Source organism: Ralstonia mojiangensis (assembly GCF_023955645.1).
Lineage (GTDB): Bacteria > Pseudomonadota > Gammaproteobacteria > Burkholderiales > Burkholderiaceae > Ralstonia > Ralstonia mojiangensis.
In genome coordinates this window covers 271,900-290,480 of the sequence record NZ_JAMXHU010000004.1, presented here as the reverse complement: position 1 = coordinate 290,480, position 18,581 = coordinate 271,900, and the positions used below count along the sequence as shown (strand labels likewise).

Sequence of the window (18,581 nt, the reverse complement as noted above, 5' to 3'; positions counted from 1 at the left end):
ATTCGCCGGAAACCATCCCCTTGAGTTGCTAGTGCTGCGCCAACCGGCCCCTTGACCGGCTGGGCGTTCGCGCTTGCCTGTTCTTCTTTTTCAGGATGATTTCGGATGTTGTCCAATCAGGATGCGGCCACCCCGCGCCCCGCAGCGGGTGCGCGCGTGTCGCGACGTGCTGTTCTTTCCGCCGTGCTGGCTGCAATTGCCGTCCACGCCAACGCCGCGCCCCCGGCACCTTCGCAACGTGGTGCCCAGACCGGCACCGCACGGGCTGACGAGGCGCTGCCGCAGCCGCGCTACACCTTGCAGCAGTTGCTGGAGCTGGCCCGCGCCAACCATCCGGCGCTCGCCGCTTCACAGGCGCAGGTGCAGGCTGCGCAGGCGGGCATCGCCACCGCACGCGCGTGGCCCAACCCCGAGGTGGAAGCCATGGCTGGCCGCCAGCGTGCCCGCATGCCGGGTGCGGCGGAAGGCCGCACCAATAGCGTGTCGATCACGCAGAAGCTCGACTTGCCGTGGCAGCGCGCCGCCCGTACGCAGGCCGCGGATGCCGCGTACGAAGCGTCGCAGGCCACGGCCCGATCGCAGGCACGCGACGTGGAGGCCGATCTCAAGCTGCGCTTCTACGACGTGGTGCGTCGCGAAGCCGAGCAGCGCAACGCGCGCGAAGACGTGACGCTGGTCGAGCAGATCCGCCGTGGCGTGGCCGTGCGGGTGGAAACCGGCGAAGCCCCGCGCTACGAACTCATCCGTGGCGACGCAGAGCTGCTCAACGCGCAGCGCAACGAACAGGCCGCCGCACTGCGCGTGCAACAGGCGCTGGCTGAACTGCGCCGCGCCGTGGGCACCGATCTGCCGTTGACGTTCGATGTCGATGCCGGTGCGGAGACGCCTTCCGTATCGCATTTGCCGCCCCTGGCCGATCTGGTCAGCACGGTCCTCGCCACGCATCCGGAGCTGGAAGCCGACCGCGCCGCCGTGCGCGAGGCCGAAGCGCGTCTCGCGCACGAGCGCAGCCAGCGTTGGCCGTCGCTCGCGTTGCGCGGGTCGGTCGACCGTCAGCCCGATCTGCAGGACAGCCGCGTGGGTCTGGTGATGTCGATTCCGCTGTTCGATCGCCGCGTTGGTCCCGTCGGTGAAGCCGTGGCCGCCCGCGAACGTGCACGCGCCCTGTTGCGCGACCGCGAGTTGCGCACGCGCCAAGCGGTGGAATCCGCCTATCGCCAATACGAGATTGCAGAGTCGCAAGTCAGCGCGCTCGAATCCGGCGTCATCAAGCAAGCCGAATCGGCGCTGCGCGTGGCCGAAGCCGCATACCGCCACGGCGAGCGCGGGATTCTCGACTACCTCGATGCCCAGCGCGTCTTCCGCCAGGCACGCAATGACCTGATTGCTGCACGCGCAGACCTGCGCACCGCCGCCGTTGAACTTGACCGCTTGTGGCCGGAGGCCCAATGACACGCCCGAGCCATCGCGTTGCCTCCCGAACTCACGAATCCAGCCAGACCATGACCGCACCTTCTTCTCTTTCTTCTTCGATCCGGCTGGCCGGCGTTGCCCTGGCGGCGATGCTGTTGCTGGGCGCCTGCGGCAAAGACGCCGGCAACGATGCGAAGGCCGCACAACAGGCCGTCGATCCCAACCTCGTCGTTGCGCAGCCCACGCTGGTGCAGCGCCTGAAGGTGGCGCCGGTCGGCAAGCAGCCGATTGCCGAGCGCCTGCGGGTGCCGGGGCAGATCGCATTTGACGAACAGCGCGTGGCCCGCATCGGCGCCACCGTCACGGGTCGTGTGACGGAGCTGGTTGCCACGCCGGGCCAGAGCGTCAAGGCAGGCGACATCCTTGCGCAACTGCACAGCACGGAGCTTGGCGCCGCGCAGCTCGCCTATCAGAAGGCCGCCGCGCAGCGTGACTTGCAGGCCCGCGCGCTGGAACGCGCGAAGCTGCTCCTGGCCGCCGACGTGATCGGCTCGGCCGAACTCCAGAAGCGCCAGAGCGAACTGGCGATGGCCGATGCCGAAGTGCGCGCAGCCGTCGACCAATTGCGCGTGATGGGCGTGTCGCCTGGCACGCTGGCGAAGATGCGCACGGGCGGCATGTCGTCGATCTCGCCCGTGGTGGCGAGCATCGGCGGCACGGTGGTGGAGCGCAAGGTAACGCGCGGCCAGGTGGTGCAGCCGGCCGATGAGCTATTCACCGTGGCCGATTTGTCGCGCGTGTGGGTGGTGGGCGAAGTGCCCGAAAACGCCGCTGCTGGCGTGCGTGCGGGGCAGGTCGTAGAGATCGACACCGGCGCAGGAGACCGCATTGTCGGCAAGCTGATCTGGGTGTCGGACATTGTTGACCCGCAAACGCGTACGGTCACGGTGCGCACCGAAGTCGACAATGCCGAGCGCGCGCTCAAACCGTCGATGCTGGCCACGCTGATCATCCAGTCGCGCCCGGAAGAACGCGTGGTAGTGCCGACCTCCGCGGTGGTGCGTGAAGACAACCGCGACTACGTGTTCGTGCGCACCAGCGATACGAACTACCAGCTCACGCCGGTCAAGCTGGGCGATGAATCGAACGGCGTGCGCCCTGTCGTTTCCGGCGTGCAGGCCGGTCAGCCGATCGTCGTTGAAGGCGGCTTCCATCTGAACAATGAGCGCAAGCGCGCCGAGATGGAGGGCGCATGATCGACGCATTGATTCGCGGCGCGCTCAAGCAGCGGCTCGTGGTGGCGGTGATTGCTGCCGTGCTGCTGTTCTTCGGGTTGGACGCCGCACGCAAGCTGTCGCTTGACGCATTTCCGGACGTGACCAATGTGCAGGTGCAGATCGCTACGGAAGCGCCGGGGCGCTCGCCGGAAGAGGTTGAACGCTTTGTGACCGTGCCGGTGGAAATGGCCATGACCGGTCTGCCGGCGCTCACCGAAATGCGTTCGCTCAACAAGCCGGGCCTGTCGCTCATCACGCTCGTCTTTACCGATGAGACCGACGTGTACTTCGCGCGCCAGCTTGTGATGGAACGGCTGATCGAGGTGCAGTCGCGCATGCCCGCAGGCGTGACGCCAGTGCTCGGCCCCGTATCGACGGGCCTGGGCGAGGTGTATCAGTACACGCTCGACAAACCGGATGACGGCGACAAGGAACTCTCGGTCGAGGAACTCACCCAGCGCCGTATCGCGCAGGACTGGGTGGTGCGGCCACTGCTGCGCTCGATTCCGGGCGTGGCGGAGATCAACTCGCAGGGCGGTTACGAGAAGCAGTATCAGGTGCTCGTCAACCCGGAACGCCTGCGCCACCACAACGTGACGGTCAAGCAGGTGTTCGAGGCGCTGGCCGCCAACAACGCCAACTCGGGTGGCGGTGTGCTGCCGCACTTCGCGGAGCAATACCTGATCCGCGGCGTGGGCCTGGTGCGCGACACCAACGACATTGGCGCCATCGTGCTCAAGGAGGTCAACGGCACGCCGCTCACAATCCGCGATGTGGCTGAGGTGAAGATCGGCACGGCGGTGCGCGCGGGGGCGGTGGTCAAGAACGGCGTGACGGAATCCGTCGGCGGTGTGGTGATGATGATGCGCGGCGGCAACGCCAAGGAAGTCGTCGCCCGCATCCAGGATCGCGTCAAGGCCATCAACAGCGACGGCATGCTGCCTGACGGCCTGAAGATCGTGCCGTACTACGAGCGTTCGGAGCTGGTCGATTCGGCCCTGCAGACCGTCATCAAGGTACTGGCCGAAGGCGTGGTGCTGGTGGTGATCGTGCTGCTGCTGTTCCTCGGCGACATCCGTTCGTCGCTCATCGTGGTCGGCACGCTGATCCTCACGCCGTTGCTGACTTTCATAGCAATGAACAAGCTGGGCATCTCGGCCAACTTGATGTCATTGGGCGGGCTGGCGATCGCCATCGGTTTGATGGTCGATGGCTCCGTGGTCGTGGTGGAAAACGCGTTCGCGCACCTCGCCAAGCCGCGCGATCCGAACGAGAGTCGCGCGCGCGTGATCCTGCATGCGGTGACGGAGGTGGCGACGCCCGTGATCTTTGGCGTGGGCATCATCATCCTGGTGTTCCTGCCGCTGATGACGCTGGAGGGCATGGAAGGCAAGATGTTCGCGCCGCTGGCCTTCACGATTGCGATTGCGCTGTTCTTCTCACTGGTGCTGTCGCTCACGCTCACCCCGGTGCTGTCGTCGTATCTGCTCAAGCCGAAGGCGCACAAGCGCGTGGAAGGTGAACACAGCGATGACCCACACGCCGAACACGACGCGCATGACACGTGGCTGATCCGCAAGATGAAGAAGCCGTATCTGCGCTTGCTGGAGTTGAGCCTGAACAACGGCCGCAAGACCGTGATCGTGGCCGTGGCAGTGTTTCTGGCCACCGGTGCGCTGATGCCGTTCCTCGGCACGGCGTTCATTCCGGAGATGAAGGAAGGCTCGGTGGTGCCCGGCATCAACCGCGCGCCCAACATCTCGCTGGAAGAGTCGATCCGCATGGAGATGGAAGCCATGCGCCTGGTGATGCAGGTGCCGGGCGTGAAGTCGGCGGTGTCTGGCGTGGGCCGAGGTGAGTCTCCGGCCGACCCGCAGGGGCAGAACGAGTCGACGCCCATCGTCTCACTCAAGCCGCGCGACGAATGGCCCAAGGGCTGGAATCAGGACGACATTGCCGAGGCGATGCGCAAGGCGCTGCAGGTGTTGCCCGGCGTGCAGATCGTGATGGCGCAGCCGATCTCCGACCGCGTGGACGAGATGGTGACCGGCGTGCGTTCCGACGTGGCCATCAAGGTGTTCGGCGACGACCTGAACACGCTGCGCGAAAAGGCCGAGGCGATTGCCAAGGTGGCGCAGGGCATCCAGGGTGCGCAGGACATGCGTGTCGAGCGCATTACCGGCCGGCAGTATCTGCAGATCGCGATCGACCGCCAGGCCATCGCGCGTCACGGCCTGAACGCGGCCGACGTGCACAACGTGATCGAGACCGCCATCGGCGGCAAGGAAGCCACGGAAATCTTTGAAGGCGAGCGCCGCTTCAGCGCGGTGGTGCGTCTGCCGGACGCATATCGCGGCAGCGTTGAAGCCATCCGCAACCTGATCGTGGCCGCCCCCAATGGCGCACAGGTGCCGATGGAAAGCATCGCCCGCATTGATGTGACCGACGGCCCCGCGCAGATCAGCCGTGAGCTGGGCAAGCGCCGCGTGGTGGTGGGCGTGAATGTGCGCGACCGCGACTTGGGCGGTTTCGTGGCCGAGCTGCAGGCGGCCGTCGCGCAGAAGGTCAAGCTGCCCGAGGGCTATTACCTCGAGTGGGGCGGTCAGTTCCAGAACATGGAACGCGCCATGGGCCACCTGAAGGTGATCGTGCCGATTACGGTGGCCGCCATCTTCTTCCTGCTCTTCCTGCTGTTCAACTCGGTGCGCTACGCCACGCTAATCATTCTGGTGCTGCCGTTTGCCTCGGTGGGCGGGATCATCGGCCTGTTCGTCACCGGGGAGTATCTATCGGTGCCGGCATCGGTGGGCTTTGTGGCGCTATGGGGCATCGCGGTGCTCAACGGCGTGGTGCTGGTCAGCACGATCCGCAGTCTGCGCGAGCAGGGCATGTCGGTGGAGGAATCGGTGCGACTGGGCTCGCGCATGCGCTTCCGCCCCGTGATGATGACGGCCACGGTGGCCATGCTGGGCTTGATCCCGTTCCTGTTTGCCACGGGGCCGGGTTCAGAGGTGCAACGGCCGCTGGCCATCGTGGTGATCGGCGGTCTGTTGACCTGCACGCTGCTCACGCTGGTGATGCTGCCCACGCTGTACAAATGGTTTGATGAGGAGTCGAAGGCATGAAGGAAATCCGCATCGTAGTGCGCCCGCAACTGCTGGAACGCATGCATGAAGCGCTGCGCAGTTGCTCGGGCTTTCCCGGTATGACGGTGGCCGAAGTGAATGCCTATCCGCCAACGGCTTCGCAGGCTGGCGCGCATTCCATCAAGGAAGACCTGACGGAGTTTGTGCCGCGCGTGCGTATCGAGATTGTCGCTTCCGATGCGCTGGCCAGCGTGCTGTTCGAAAGCGCCGTCAAGGTGCTGGAGCACGGCCAGACCGGTGACAGCGCCATCTGGATGACCGATGTGATTCAGGCCACCTTCCTGCATCGCACGGGTTGAAGGTCGTGTGATGCGTGCATGAAAAACGGCGGACCATGTCCGCCGGAAATCAGGAGCCAACGTTGCAGCGGGCTGCTTCCCAAGACACACGGGAAGCGGCCCGCTTGCTTTGGTGCTTACCGCTTGATGTCGGTCAGATGCTTCATGAGACCTTCGTAGCGGAACTTGTGGATCGGGCGATCCATGTTCTGCATCTGCTGCAGCTGCACCGCTTGCGGACGCAGCGAGCCTGTCGGCGTCACAGCCTGTGCACGCAGCGTTGCGACGGCCGGCTGCATGTTCTGGATGCCGACGATCTGGTCATACAGCGCCTTGTCGATGATCTGCGCGTTGTACAGTTGCGTCGCATCGCCGGCGATGTTGGTCGTCGTCGCCTTGTTGGTGATGGAACCGGCCTGCGCCAGCAGCGCGCTCCACAGCGTCGGGCTGTAGTTGGTCACGTAGTAGTCCAGGCCCGTCGGGTTCGCCAGCACGGCCGAGCAGGTCGGCAGCGTGACCTGTGCGGTCTGCTGATCCAGCACCACCGTCTGCGTCTGCGCCAGCCCATCGCCGTAGGCGATCGTGAGCGGAATATTCCATTGATAGCCGGAATAGACGTTCTTGTTCGGGAACGCCTTCTGCGTGATCGTCAGCACGTTCTGGTTGGTGGCCGGGTTGCACTGCGCGTCGATGCTGACGAGCGGCACGCCGGTCTGGCGCACAAAGCTGTCGCCTACCTTGCCGACAGGCTTGCCGCTTGCGGCTTCAAGCTCGGCCCACAGGCGCGGCGGCGTGCCATTCCCGAACTTGTACTTGTTCAGGTAGCTCTGCAGCCCCTTGCGCATGGCATCCTTGCCGACGTAGTTCTCCAGCATCTGCAGAACGTGGCCGCCCTTGTTGTAGGCAAAGCGGTCGAGGAAGTCCATCGAGCCGGCATCACTCAAGTTGTGCTGCACCGGTACCGAGGTCGGCTGCAGGTCGAGCGTATAAACGCGCTGCTTGACGGCCGCATAGTCGGCCCACGTGTTGCCTTGGAACTCCGGGTGCAGTGCTATCTTGGTGACGTTCTCGAACCAGTTGGCGAAGGATTCGTTCAACCAGATGTCGTCCCACCAGTCGAGCGTGACGAGGTCGCCAAACCATTGGTGTGCCAGTTCATGCGACACCACGACGAACGAGCGCGCCTTGCCCATCGAGTGGATCGTCGTCGGTGCGCCATCGGGCGGCACCAGCACCTGGTCGGCAAACTCGAAGATGGCGCCCCAGTTCTCCATGCCGCCAAAGCCGGCGTTCTTGTTGTCGTAGCTGTCGTTGGCGACGATGGTGTCCATCTTGTCGAACGGCAGCGGGATCTGGAAGTAGTTGTAGTAGTGGTTCAGCGCTTCCTTCGTGAACTGCATGCCGGCCACTGCCGAGTGCGCCTCGCCAGGCGGCACCCACCAGCGCAGGCGCATGCTGCTGCCATCGAGCGGGTTGGTGAACTGGTCTTCCAGGATGTCGAACTTGCCGCCGCCAAAGAACAGCAGGTATGCCGGCATCGACGGTGTCTTGGCAAACGACACCTGCTGATAGCCATCCGGCAGTTTGGTCGCACCGGTCTGCCGGCCGTTGGCCACGGCCTTCCAGTCGCCCGGAATTTCCGCCGTCACTTCGAAGGTGTTGCGGAAGGCCGGCTCATCCCAGCTCGGGAACCATTCGCGCGCGAAGTTCGATTCGCCCTGCGTGACGATGGCGTCAGAGCTCTCACCCGTTGCGGCCTGCAGGCCCAGCTTGAAGATGCCCTCGGCCTTCGTGAAGTTGATCGTGCCCGTCCATTCCATGTGCAGCACGTAGTTGCCGGGCTTGATGTCTCCAGTCGGGTCGCGCAGGTCATAGAAGGCGCCTTGCGATTGCGGAATCGGTACCAGCACGCGCGATGCGCCGTTGCCCGAGGTGGGCGTGAGCGTCAGGCGCGAGGCGTCGAGCTTCAGGTCACGCACGGCCAGTGTCACGGCGCCGGTCTGCTTGGTGACCTTGATCTCCACATCGGCCCGGCCCGAGAAGCTGTTCAGGTCTGCGCTCGGGCGGAACCACAGCTTGTAGTTGACGGGCCTGATGTAGTCCGGCAGTTCCACCGGCGGCACCGTTGCATCCACGGCGGGCGCCGGCGCGTTGGTGTTGCCCGTATTGGTATTGCCCTGCTGCTGCGAGCCGTTTGCGTCCAGCTTGCCGCCGGCTGGCGTGAGCGCGTCATCTCCGCCGCCGCCGCAGGCGGCCAGAATCAGCGCGGCCGTAGCCTGAGCCACGAGTGCCAGCTTGAACGAACGACGTGTCCGGGCGTTGTACTGGTGCCCGATGTCTGTCGTGGCCGTACGACGGTGGGTTGTCGAATCCCGCATTGCATTTCTCCTGAGGTGGAAACGAATCGGCGGCCCAGGGCTCAAAGGAAAATGGGGGGCAGGCCGCAGAATCGGGACAAGGAATTACCCGCTTCTTGCGCGGTGCAAATCACAGCCGCGCACGGGATGCACGGATTCTGGAGGAAACGGCCTGCGAATCGAGACGAAGTTTTTTAAATCACGTGCGAGCGAATATGCCGCGGAATTTGCAGTTTTTGGTATGCGCATCCGCAAAGCTGCGGGCGACTTCCCGGGTAATGGGCGACTTCTGCAAAGCGCGTTGAAAAAATGAAATTCGTATCCCGCTTCGTGAAAATATCTTAAAAATCGAAGCGGCTATTTTTACAACGCCAGATAAAGCAAAACTAAATACGGCGCGGCGACGGAAAATCCCGCTGGGGAACTTTCCGGGCATTCGACGAGGTATTGCGCTGCAGCAGCTGACCGCGCATCGCCTGCATGGGGGTAATCCTTCCGGATGAGCGAGGCGCTGTGCGCGGTCTTACACAAAACCGGTACGCTCGCAACGTTTGCGAAGTGTTTTTGTTCCCGTAGAGCGATTCATGCAATCCGCGTCCGATAGCGTCAGCAGCCCGGCGGCTGTGGGTGTCAACCTGATCGACTTCTTCGATGTCACCCCCACGTCATTGTGGCTGGAGGACTACAGCGATCTGCACCGCCTCTTTGCCCAATGGCGGGCGGCCGGCGTGACCGACCTGCAGCGCTTTCTGGAAGAGGACGTATCACGCGTGGCGGCGTGTTCCGCCTGCATCAAGGTGCTGCGCGTGAACCGGCGCACGTTGTCCATGTACGCCGCCCCGGATGCCGAAACCCTGACTGCACGCCTGGCAGACATCCTGCGCGACGACATGCTCGAGGCCCACGTGGGCGAACTCGTTCAGCTCTGGTCTGGCGAGCCATCGTTCGAGAGCCGCAGCGTCAACTACACGCTCGACGGCCGCCGTCTCGACATCCTGCTCAAGGGCGTTGTTCTGCCTGACCACGATCAGCCATGGGACCGCGTGCTGGTGGCCGTAGACAACGTCACCGAACTCGAAGACGCCCGCCGCCGTGCCGCGGCCAGCCAACTCTATGCGCGCGGCGTGTTCGAGCACGCGCCGGTGTCGCTGTGGGTGGAAAACTTCAGCACCATCAAGATGCTGCTGGACGAAGTGCGCATGCAGGGCATCTCCGATTTCCGCACCTTTACCGACGTGCATCCCGAGTTTGTCGAGCGCTGCATGCAGGAGATCCAGGTGCTTGACGTCAACGGCTTCACGCTGGAGATGTTCAAGGCGCGCAACCGCAACGACTTGCTTGGCCGCTTGCCGGAGATCTTTCGCGACGACATGCGCTCCCACTTTCGCGAGCAGTTGATCGACCTGTGGGACGGCAAGCTTTTCCAGCAGCGCGAGGTCGTCAATTACGGGCTCGATGGCAACCCGCTGAACATCCACCTGCAGTTCTCGGTGTTCCCGGGCCGGGAGAAGGATTGGGACATGGTGCTGCTGGCGCTGACCGATATCACCGCGCGCAAGAAGGCCGAGTCGTATCTCGAATATCTCGGCAAGCACGACGTGCTGACCAAGCTGAAGAACCGCTCGTTCTACGTAGACGAGATCAACCGGCTGGAGCGCAAGGGCCCGTTCCCCGTCACGGTCATCATGATCGACCTGAACGACTTGAAGAGCGTGAACGACCAGCTTGGCCACGCCGCAGGCGACGCGCTACTGCGCCGCGCCGGCGAAGTGCTCAGCAAGGCCATCGACAAACCGGCACACGCCGCGCGCATTGGCGGCGATGAGTTTGCTGTGCTGCTGCCTGGCGCCGACGCACAGGCTGGTGCGGCGCTAGTGGAAAGCCTGCGCAAGCTGGTCGAACTCAACAACCAGTTCTATTCGGGCGCGGTGCTCGGCTTTTCCATGGGCTGTGCCACTTGCCACGAAGGCGGGCGCCTGGAAGAAACGCTGCGCGAAGCCGATGTCGCCATGTACGAAGACAAGCGGGTGCAGCACGAAGGCAGACGCCCTGCATAACCGCGGCGTCCCACCTCTTCAGGAGCCAGCCGGCGCAAAGAACCGCTCGTGCAGTTCTTCCAGCCCCAGCGTGCTGATCACCTCGTTCAGCCGCTCGGTGGGGCGGCGGCGCGGCAGGTCTTTGTACTGCGCAATGATCAGCTCGTTCTTCATCGAGTGTTCCCAACCGACGAGTTCCGTCACGCTGACCTGATAGCCGTGCGCTTCAAGCTGCAGGCAGCGCAGCACGTTGGTGACCTGGCTGCCGAATTCGCGCGTGTGCAACGGGTGGCGCCAGATTTCCGTGAGCGCATTGCCAAGCGACTTGCCCTTGTTCTTGCGCAGCACGCCGGCCACCTCCGCCTGGCAACACGGCACGAGCACGATGTACTGCGCATGCTTTTCGAGCGCAAAGCGGATTGCATCGTCCGTGGCGGTATTGCACGCATGCAGTGCGGTCACGATGTCGATGGTGGCCGGCAGCCGGTCAGACGTGATCGACTCCGCCACCGACAGGTTCAGGAACGACATCCCCTTGAAGCCCAGCCGTGCGGCAAGCTCGGTCGACTTGGCGACCAGCTCTTCGCGCGTCTCAATGCCGTAAATGTGCGAGGTGCCGTCGCCCGGTTGCTCTTTGCAGAACAGGTCGTACAGGATGAAGCCGAGGTACGACTTGCCTGCGCCGTGGTCGACCAGCGTGACGTGCCCCTTGGCTTGTTGCACGTCGGCCATCAGCGGCTCGATGAACTGGAACAGGTGATAGACCTGCTTGAGCTTGCGGCGGCTGTCCTGGTTCATCTTGCCGTCGCGCGTCAGGATGTGCAGTTCCTTGAGCAGCTCGATCGACTGGTTGGGGCGGATTTCGTGGGTCTTGTTGGACATCGTCAGGACAGCCTGGGCGACATGTCGCACGGAATGGGATCGGTGCGGCGGCGCGGAGAAAAACGGAAAGAGGGCGCCAGTTTACCGAAAAGCGCGGTGGGCGACGGCAAGCGCACCCCAAGCCACGTCATGCGCGACCGCGTTTGCCCGGGCCCAGTGGGGATGTGACAATAGCGCCCCGCTTGTCTGCCCCGCGCGATTCGATCCGTTCCTCCCCGCATGTCTGAAACATCCAACGCCCCTCTCGTTGCCGTCATCGGCGCCGGCCCTGCCGGGCTCATGGCCGCTGAAGTCCTGTCGCGCAACGGCGTGCGTGTGGAGGTGTTCGATGCCATGCCGTCGGCCGGACGCAAATTCCTGCTGGCGGGCATCGGGGGGATGAACATCACGCATTCCGAGCCGATCGACGCGTTTCTCGGTCGCTATCGCACGCGGCGCGATGCGCTGGCGCCGCTCATTGACCGCTTCAGCCCGGATGCGCTGCGCGCGTGGATTCATGGGCTTGGCATCGATACGTTTGTCGGCAGCTCGGGCCGTGTGTTTCCGACCGAGATGAAGGCCGCGCCCTTGCTGCGCGCATGGCTGCACCGGCTGCGCGAGGCGGGCGTGCAGCTGCACATGCGGCATCGCTGGGTAGGCTGGGCAGAACCGTCAGACCACGCGCAGGTGCTGCGCTTTGAAACCACCGATGTTGAGCGGCTGGTGCAAGCCGATGCCGTGGTGCTCGCCATGGGCGGCGGCAGTTGGCCGCGCCTGGGCTCCGACGGCGCCTGGGTGCCGTTGCTGGAGGCGCGCGGCGTGCAGGTGCAGCCATTGCAGCCCGCCAACTGCGGGTTCGATGCTGATTGGAGCGCGCATTTCCAGGAGCGCTTTTCGGGTCAGCCAGTCAAGTCGGTCGCCATCGGTTTGCCGTCGGGCGCTGGCGGTGCGCTGCAATTCCGCCAGGGCGAGTTCGTTGTCACGCAGACCGGCATTGAAGGCAGCCTGGTCTATGCGTTGTCGGCGCCCATTCGCGATGCGCTGGCCGCAGAGGGCAGTGCGACGATCTGGCTTGATCTTGCGCCAGGCTGGAGTGCTCAACGTGTGACGGATGAACTGATGCGCCCGCGCGGCGCGCGTTCAATGTCGAGCCATCTGCAAAGCAAGCTGAACATCACGGGCGTGAAGCTCGGCTTGCTGCGCGAGTGCCTGAGCAAGGACGCGTTTGCCGATCTTGCCCAGTTGGCCAAAGCCATCAAGGCGCTGCCGTTACGGCTCACGCGCACCCGCCCCATTGACGAGGCGATCAGCACCGCAGGTGGCGTCGCGTTTGAAGCGCTGGATGTGAAGCTGATGATCGAGCGTCTGCCGGGCGTGTTCTGCGCCGGCGAGATGCTCGACTGGGAAGCGCCCACAGGCGGCTATCTGCTGACAGCGTGTTTTGCCAGCGGCGCCGCTGCGGGGCAGGGCGCGCTCGACTACCTGGCGACGATGGCGCGCTGATTCACTGGTTTACTGGCGGGTCTTCAGGCGCCACAACGACGTCACCTCGGCAACGCGGGCCCGATAGAGCGGGTCGTTTTCATCGCTCGCCTTCGGGTGCTTCGGCTTGATGTCTTCGCGGCCGACGACCTGCAGGCCGGCTGCGTCGATCATCGCCAGCAGGGCATCGCGCGTGCGTAGGCCAAGATGCTCGGCAAAGTCCGACAGGATCAACCAACCTTCGCCCTTGGGCTCCAGGTGTGCGGCGAGGCCATCCAGGAAGCCGCGCAGCATGCGACTGTCCGGGTCGTAGACGGCGCGCTCGATGGGCGAACTGGGCCGCGCCGGCAGCCACGGCGGGTTGCACACGATCAGCGGCGCACGCCCTTCGGGAAACAGATCGGCCTCAACAATGTCGACCTGGGTTTGCAGCCCGAGGCGCGCCACGTTCTCACGGGCGCAGGCCAGGGCACGCGGGTCCTGATCCGTGCCGATGACGCGTTTCACGCCGCGTTTGGCCAGCACCGCCGCGAGCACACCCGTGCCCGTGCCGATATCGAACGCCAGCGCCTTTGAAGGCAACGGCGCCTTTGCCACCAGATCGATGTATTCGCCACGCACCGGCGAGAACACGCCGTAGTGCGGGTGAATGCGCTCACCGCCGAGCGCGGGAATCTCGACCCCTTTCTTGCGCCACTCATGCGCGCCGATCAGGCCCAGCAGCTCACGCAGTGAGACGACGGAATCGGCGCTGCTCGTGCCGTAGGCCTCCGTGCAGGCGTCGCGCATGTCGGGCGCCCGGCGCAGCGGGATGGCGTAATCCGCATCCAGCGGAACCAGCAGCATGCCGAGCGTCCGGGCACGCTGCGATTGCGCCTGCCGGTGCAGGTTGAACGCATCGATGGGCGAGGCCGCTTCCTTGCGCGCCTTGCGGTCTGTGCGGCGGGACATGGCCTGCAGCAGTTGGCGCGCGTTCTGGAAATCGCCCTGCCAGAGCAGTGCCGTGCCTTCGCAGGCGAGCCGGTAGGCGGCATCGGCAGTGGTGCGATCGTCCGCAATGACCACGCGCTTGGGCGGCGGATTGCCGGCCTCGGAGCGCCAGAGGGCGGTATGGACGGCGTCGCTGCTGGCTTCAGGGCGGTCGTCGGTCCAGGTAAGGGTGGGGTGATCGGTCACGGGGATATGGGAGGAGTGCGGGGGAGGGTGCGGTAGTGGGCGACACAATACCGCCGTCGGCCGGATCGCACAAATGCGCTGGAGGATGCGGCCTTGTATCGCCGGCGAGCCGATTGATCGCCTTGATTCTTCTTGGGAAGTGATTCTTTTGCCACTCGAAGACGCCGGTCCGACCCGGCAGGCAGTGTAAACTCCAGCCTTTTTTCGGCACTCGTAGCATGGCGCACGTCCAGCAACGCAGGGCGCTCAGCGGCCCTGCGCTGATCCGCATTCTTGCTCGCCTGACGGACGTCGACGTTTCCGCATCCGCGCAGCCCCTTTCAGATCAGTTGAGCCAATGGCTCAGCTGGACGGATGCCATCACGCTTTCGTCGGCATTGAGCGCGGCGCCGCCCGCCATTGCCTCCAGCACGCGGGCGGCCGGTCCGGACGCCGAGACGATCGGGGGCCGTGTTCGGGCAGCGTTGGCGAAATCCATCGCGTCCAGCTGTGCGCCTGAAGCCAAGACGGGCCCACGCGCGCCGATCCAGAGCCCCTCGGCGCCGGTGGTGGTCGACTATGCCGATTTTCGGCAGCGTTACGTGCTGATGCAGCAGACGATGGAGCTGGAAATTGGCGACCTGCGTGGCCGCCTGCGACGCCTGCTGGCTGCCAGGACGCCCGACCTCGCGCGACTTGCGGTATTGGACGCCAGCATGGAGCAGGCGCTCGCAGGCCGCGAACGTTCGTTGCTGGGGACCATTCCGTCGATGCTTGGGCCGTACTTCGAGCGGTTGCGCGCGGCCGAGCAGCAGCGGCAGGCCCAGTTGCCCGCAGAGGGTCAGGCCACCCAATCCTCATCCCGCGCCTGGCTGGATGCGTTCCGCAAGGATATGCAGAGCGTGCTCCTGGCCGAGCTCGATGTTCGTTTTCAACCGGTCGACGGGTTGCTTGCAGCCCTTGGCCCCCGCTAAGCGGGACAGACACCATTCATGTCCAGACTTCACCTGAATCTCATCGTTTTCTCTGTCGGGCTGGCGGCCTTGGGGTGGATTGCCGGCGGTTACCTCGTTGGCGGAAATCTGCTGGCGCTGGCTGTCACGCTCGTGATTGGTGCCGCCTATGTGGCCGGTGCCCTGGAGCTGCGCCGCTATCGCCACGCCACGGGCACGGTCACGCAGGCCGTGGCGGGGCTGTCCGAGGCGCCGCCCAATCTGGCCACCTGGCTGGACCAACTGCACCCGAGCCTGCGCAATGCCGTGCGCCTGCGTGTGGAAGGCGAACGCGTTGCGCTGCCCGCGCCCGCATTGACGCCGTATCTGGTGGGCCTGCTGGTGCTGCTCGGCATGCTGGGCACACTGCTTGGCATGGTGGTGACGCTCAAAGGCACAGGCGCGGCGCTGGAGAGCGCGACGGACTTGCAGGCGATCCGTGCATCGCTTGCTGCCCCGATCAAGGGGTTGGGATTCTCGTTCGGGACCTCGATTGCCGGTGTGGCGACGTCCGCCATGCTGGGCTTGCTCTCGGCGCTGTGCCGGCGCGAGCGGTTGCAGGCAGTCCAGGCGCTCGACGCAAAGATCGCGACCACGCTGCGCATCTATTCGCACGCACATCAGCGTGAAGAGACGTTCAAGCTTCTGCAGCGGCAATCCGATGTGATGCCCGCGCTGGTTGACCGCCTGCAGGCGATGATGACGTCGCTGGAGCAGCAGGGCGCGGCCAGCAGCGAGCGGCAGATCGCCGCCCAGCAGGCATTTCTCGACAAGACGGAAGCCGCCTACAGCCAGCTTGCTTCTTCGGTGGGCCAGTCGTTGAAGGACAGCGCAGCGGAAAGCGCACGCGTTGCCAGCGCCGCGCTGCAGCCTGTGGTGGAAACGACGATGGCTGGGCTCGCGCGTGAATCGGCTGCGCTGCAGGAGTCGGTAACCCACGCGGTGCAGCGTCAGCTCGACGGCCTGTCGACCCGTTTTGAAGCCACGGCCGAGACGGTCTCCGGCATCTGGAACAACGCCTTGTCGGCGCATCAACGTTCCAGCGAAGCCCTGGTTGGCCAAGTCGGCACCTCGCTCGACCGGTTTGCTGAAACGTTCGAGCAACGCTCGGCGCGGTTGCTCGATGGCGTCACCGACCGCCTGGACGCCACGGCAGGCGGCTTGTCCTCCGCTTGGGCAGATGCGCTTGCCCGCCAAGAACAGGGCCACGCCGAACTGGCCGCCCAGAATCAGCGCGCGCTGGAGGCCGCTGCCGCCACGTTCGAGCAACACGCCGTGTCGTTGCAAGACGCGTCGCGCCAGTCGCATACCGCACTGCAAGCTGCGCTGGAAGCGCGAGACACGCAACGTCTGGCTGCCTGGACCGAGGCGCTTAGCGCCACAGGCGAGAAGCTGAGCCAGGCGTGGGAGAAAGCGGGCGCCGATACGGCAAATCGTCAGCAAGACATCTGCAATGCGCTGGCGCAGACGGCGCGCGATATCGCTTCGCAGCAGGATGCGTCGCGCCAGTCGCATGCCACGCTGCAAGCCGCCCTGGAAGCGCGCGACGCGCAACGTCTGGCCGCCTGGACCGATGCACTCGGCACGATGGCCGCCAAGCTGAGCGACGCGTGGGAGAAAACAGGCACCGATACCGCGAGCCGTCAGCAACAGATTTGCGATGCGCTGGCGCAAACCGCGCGCGACATCTCTGCGCAAACGCAGGCGCACGCCAACAACACGATCAGCGAGATTTCTCGCCTGGTGCAGGCCGCATCGGAAGCGCCCAAGGCTGCGGCCGAAGTGGTGGCCGAGCTGCGCCAGAAGCTGTCCGACAGCATGGTGCGAGATACCGCCATGCTGGACGAGCGTGCGCGCCTGCTGGGTACGCTCGAAACGCTGCTCGACGCCGTCAACCATGCATCGACCGAGCAGCGCACGGCGGTAGATGCGCTGGTGGCAACGTCGGCGGATCTGCTCGAGCGCGTGGGCGTGCGATTCACCGACCGGGTGGAAGCCGAGACCGGCAAGCTCCGCGCGGTGGCCGCCCAGGTAACCGGCAGCGCAGTCGAGGTGGCGAGCCTGGGCGAGGCGTTTGGTGTGGCCGTGCAGCTGTTTGGCGAGTCGAACGACAAGCTTGCAGCCCAGCTGCAGCGCATTGAAACCGCGCTCGACAAGTCACTCACGCGCAGCGACGAACAGCTTGCCTACTACGTGGCGCAGGCGCGCGAGGTGATCGACCTGAGCATGCTGTCCCAAAAGCAGATCCTGGAAGACCTGCAACGGCTGGGTGACCAGCGCGCACTGGCCGGGGCTGACGCGGCATGAGCGACGAGATTGACGGTGGCATCGACGACACAGCGCCAGTCTGGGCCGCGTTTGGCGACCTGATGTCGGTGTTGCTGGGCGCGTTCGTGCTGATTCTGGTGGGTGTGATCGGCGTGCAACTGGAGCTGTCGTCCAAGCTGGAAAGCGAGGTCAAGCAGCGCGAGGCCGAAGCCCAGCGCCGCAAGACGCTGGAACAGGCGCTTGCTGGCCCGCTGGCGGCCGGGCGTGTGACGCTCGTCAACGGGCGTATCGGCATCAATGGCAATGTGCTGTTCGCGATCAATTCCGATCAGTTGCAACCCGAGGGCCGTGCGCTGATGAAGAGCCTGGCGGGGCCGCTGGCCGCGTATCTCACATCGCGTGAAGAGATCCTGATGGTGAGTGGGTTTTCTGACGACCAGCAGGTGCGTGCCGGCAACCGCCTGTTCGCCGATAACTGGGAGCTGTCCGCCAAGCGCGCCTTGACCGTCACGCGTGCCCTGATTGACGAAGGTATTCCCGCGTCCAGTGTGTTTGCGGCAGCGTTTGGCTCGCAGCAGCCAGTGAGTTCCAACGCGGACGACGTCGGCCGTGCGAAGAACCGGCGTGTGGAGATCGCGCCGGTTCCAAGGCAGGCCGCTTCCAACGGTGGACGCCGTGAGCCACATTGAATTGTCTACGCAGGCCACGCTCGACAGTTGGCGCGCAACCGGCGCAGATCGGCTGAACCGCGTGCGCTTTTGCTTTATTGAAGCGCTGCATCGACGCACAGCCAATCAAACCGGCGAGGCGCGGCGCATGCTCGAAGCGCGGCTGGGCACGCTGATCGCGGCTTATGCAGAAGACGTTGACCGCGCGCCGGCGACGTCCGATGCGACCGACGCAGACGCACCTTCCGGCAGCGCGTTGGCCGAACTGCTGCGTGACATTGGCAGCCGTGAACGCACGAATGTCGGCAGCGTTGCAGAAGGTGGTTCTGCACGTCACCTGCAAGCATTGCCGGAGCTGAGGATTCTTGAAGACGTGCGGGACACGTGGTCCCGCGTCAGCGCCGAGAAACAGCTGCGCGACGCCTTGGACAAGGTGCCGGTGAACGCCGGTCCGCTGAATTCGAGCAGCCTTGTGCATCGGTCACTGCTATTGATGCGCGAGGTCTCCCCCGATTATCTGCGGCAATTTTTGTCGTATGTCGATGCGCTTTCCTGGCTGGAACGCATGAGCGGGGATGGGGCCGCCGGTGGCCACGAGGCTGCTCGCAGTGGCGGAAAGGCGCGGGGCAAGGCGCGCTAAGAATTCCA

At 64.7% G+C, this 18,581-nt stretch carries 13 protein-coding genes; 10 read left to right on the top strand and 3 right to left on the bottom strand.

The window, feature by feature from the left end; all coding sequences use genetic code 11:
* Positions 1-105: 105 nt before the first annotated feature.
* The 4 genes from NG898_RS17885 to NG898_RS17870 are packed head-to-tail and all read left to right on the top strand — an operon-like array spanning position 106 to position 6,135.
* Positions 106-1,452 (top strand): TolC family protein, encoded by a 1,347-nt coding sequence (locus NG898_RS17885; protein ID WP_252693703.1) that lies wholly within the window; start codon positions 106-108, stop codon positions 1,450-1,452.
* On the top strand, positions 1,449-2,669 hold the full coding sequence (locus NG898_RS17880; RefSeq protein WP_252693702.1) for an efflux RND transporter periplasmic adaptor subunit: 1,221 nt from the start codon (positions 1,449-1,451) through the stop codon (positions 2,667-2,669). Before NG898_RS17885 ends, NG898_RS17880 begins: the two co-directional genes overlap by 4 nt.
* Positions 2,666-5,815 carry an efflux RND transporter permease subunit gene (locus NG898_RS17875; protein ID WP_252693701.1) on the top strand — a complete coding sequence of 1,050 codons (3,150 nt, stop codon included), beginning with the start codon at positions 2,666-2,668 and terminating at the stop codon, positions 5,813-5,815. Before NG898_RS17880 ends, NG898_RS17875 begins: the two co-directional genes overlap by 4 nt.
* A complete protein-coding gene (locus NG898_RS17870) occupies positions 5,812-6,135 on the top strand; it encodes a P-II family nitrogen regulator (RefSeq protein ID WP_252693700.1) in 324 nt (107 codons plus the stop codon). The genes NG898_RS17875 and NG898_RS17870 overlap by 4 nt, the downstream gene beginning before the upstream one ends.
* Positions 6,136-6,251: 116 nt before the next feature.
* On the opposite strand, the gene NG898_RS17865 is transcribed toward NG898_RS17870, so the two are convergent.
* Positions 6,252-8,492 carry a M1 family metallopeptidase gene (locus NG898_RS17865; RefSeq protein WP_252693699.1) on the bottom strand — a complete coding sequence of 747 codons (2,241 nt, stop codon included), beginning with the start codon at positions 8,490-8,492 and terminating at the stop codon, positions 6,252-6,254.
* 563 nt (positions 8,493-9,055) lie between these two features.
* On the opposite strand from NG898_RS17865, the gene NG898_RS17860 reads away from it, so the two are divergent.
* The gene (locus NG898_RS17860; protein WP_252693698.1) at positions 9,056-10,528 is read left to right on the top strand and encodes a sensor domain-containing diguanylate cyclase; all 1,473 of its coding nucleotides are present in this window, start codon (positions 9,056-9,058) and stop codon (positions 10,526-10,528) included.
* Between the two features lie 18 nt (positions 10,529-10,546).
* Here NG898_RS17860 and NG898_RS17855 read toward each other — a convergent pair whose 3' ends face one another.
* Positions 10,547-11,389 carry a class I SAM-dependent methyltransferase gene (locus tag NG898_RS17855; RefSeq protein WP_252693697.1) on the bottom strand — a complete coding sequence of 281 codons (843 nt, stop codon included), beginning with the start codon at positions 11,387-11,389 and terminating at the stop codon, positions 10,547-10,549.
* A gap of 219 nt (positions 11,390-11,608) precedes the next feature.
* Here NG898_RS17855 and NG898_RS17850 point away from each other — a divergent pair, with 219 nt between their 5' ends.
* Positions 11,609-12,871 (top strand): TIGR03862 family flavoprotein, encoded by a 1,263-nt coding sequence (locus NG898_RS17850; RefSeq protein WP_252693696.1) that lies wholly within the window; start codon positions 11,609-11,611, stop codon positions 12,869-12,871.
* Positions 12,872-12,880: 9 nt separating this feature from the next.
* On the opposite strand, the gene NG898_RS17845 is transcribed toward NG898_RS17850, so the two are convergent.
* Positions 12,881-14,026, bottom strand: a complete 1,146-nt coding sequence (locus tag NG898_RS17845; protein ID WP_252693695.1) for a methyltransferase — start codon at positions 14,024-14,026, stop codon at positions 12,881-12,883.
* 218 nt (positions 14,027-14,244) lie between these two features.
* On the opposite strand from NG898_RS17845, the gene NG898_RS17840 reads away from it, so the two are divergent.
* Genes NG898_RS17840 through NG898_RS17825 form a run of 4 tightly spaced genes read left to right on the top strand, consistent with a single transcriptional unit; the run spans position 14,245 to position 18,573 of the window.
* On the top strand, positions 14,245-14,979 hold the full coding sequence (locus NG898_RS17840) for a DUF3348 domain-containing protein (protein ID WP_252693694.1): 735 nt from the start codon (positions 14,245-14,247) through the stop codon (positions 14,977-14,979).
* A gap of 18 nt (positions 14,980-14,997) precedes the next feature.
* A complete protein-coding gene (locus tag NG898_RS17835) occupies positions 14,998-17,304 on the top strand; it encodes a DUF802 domain-containing protein (protein WP_252693693.1) in 2,307 nt (768 codons plus the stop codon).
* Positions 17,301-17,954: an OmpA family protein gene (locus tag NG898_RS17830; RefSeq protein ID WP_092971188.1), complete on the top strand. Its 654-nt coding sequence runs from the start codon at positions 17,301-17,303 to the stop codon at positions 17,952-17,954. Before NG898_RS17835 ends, NG898_RS17830 begins: the two co-directional genes overlap by 4 nt.
* Positions 17,932-18,573, top strand: coding sequence for a DUF2894 domain-containing protein (locus NG898_RS17825; protein WP_420803704.1), 642 nt, complete (start codon positions 17,932-17,934; stop codon positions 18,571-18,573). The genes NG898_RS17830 and NG898_RS17825 overlap by 23 nt, the downstream gene beginning before the upstream one ends.
* Positions 18,574-18,581: the final 8 nt, after the last annotated feature.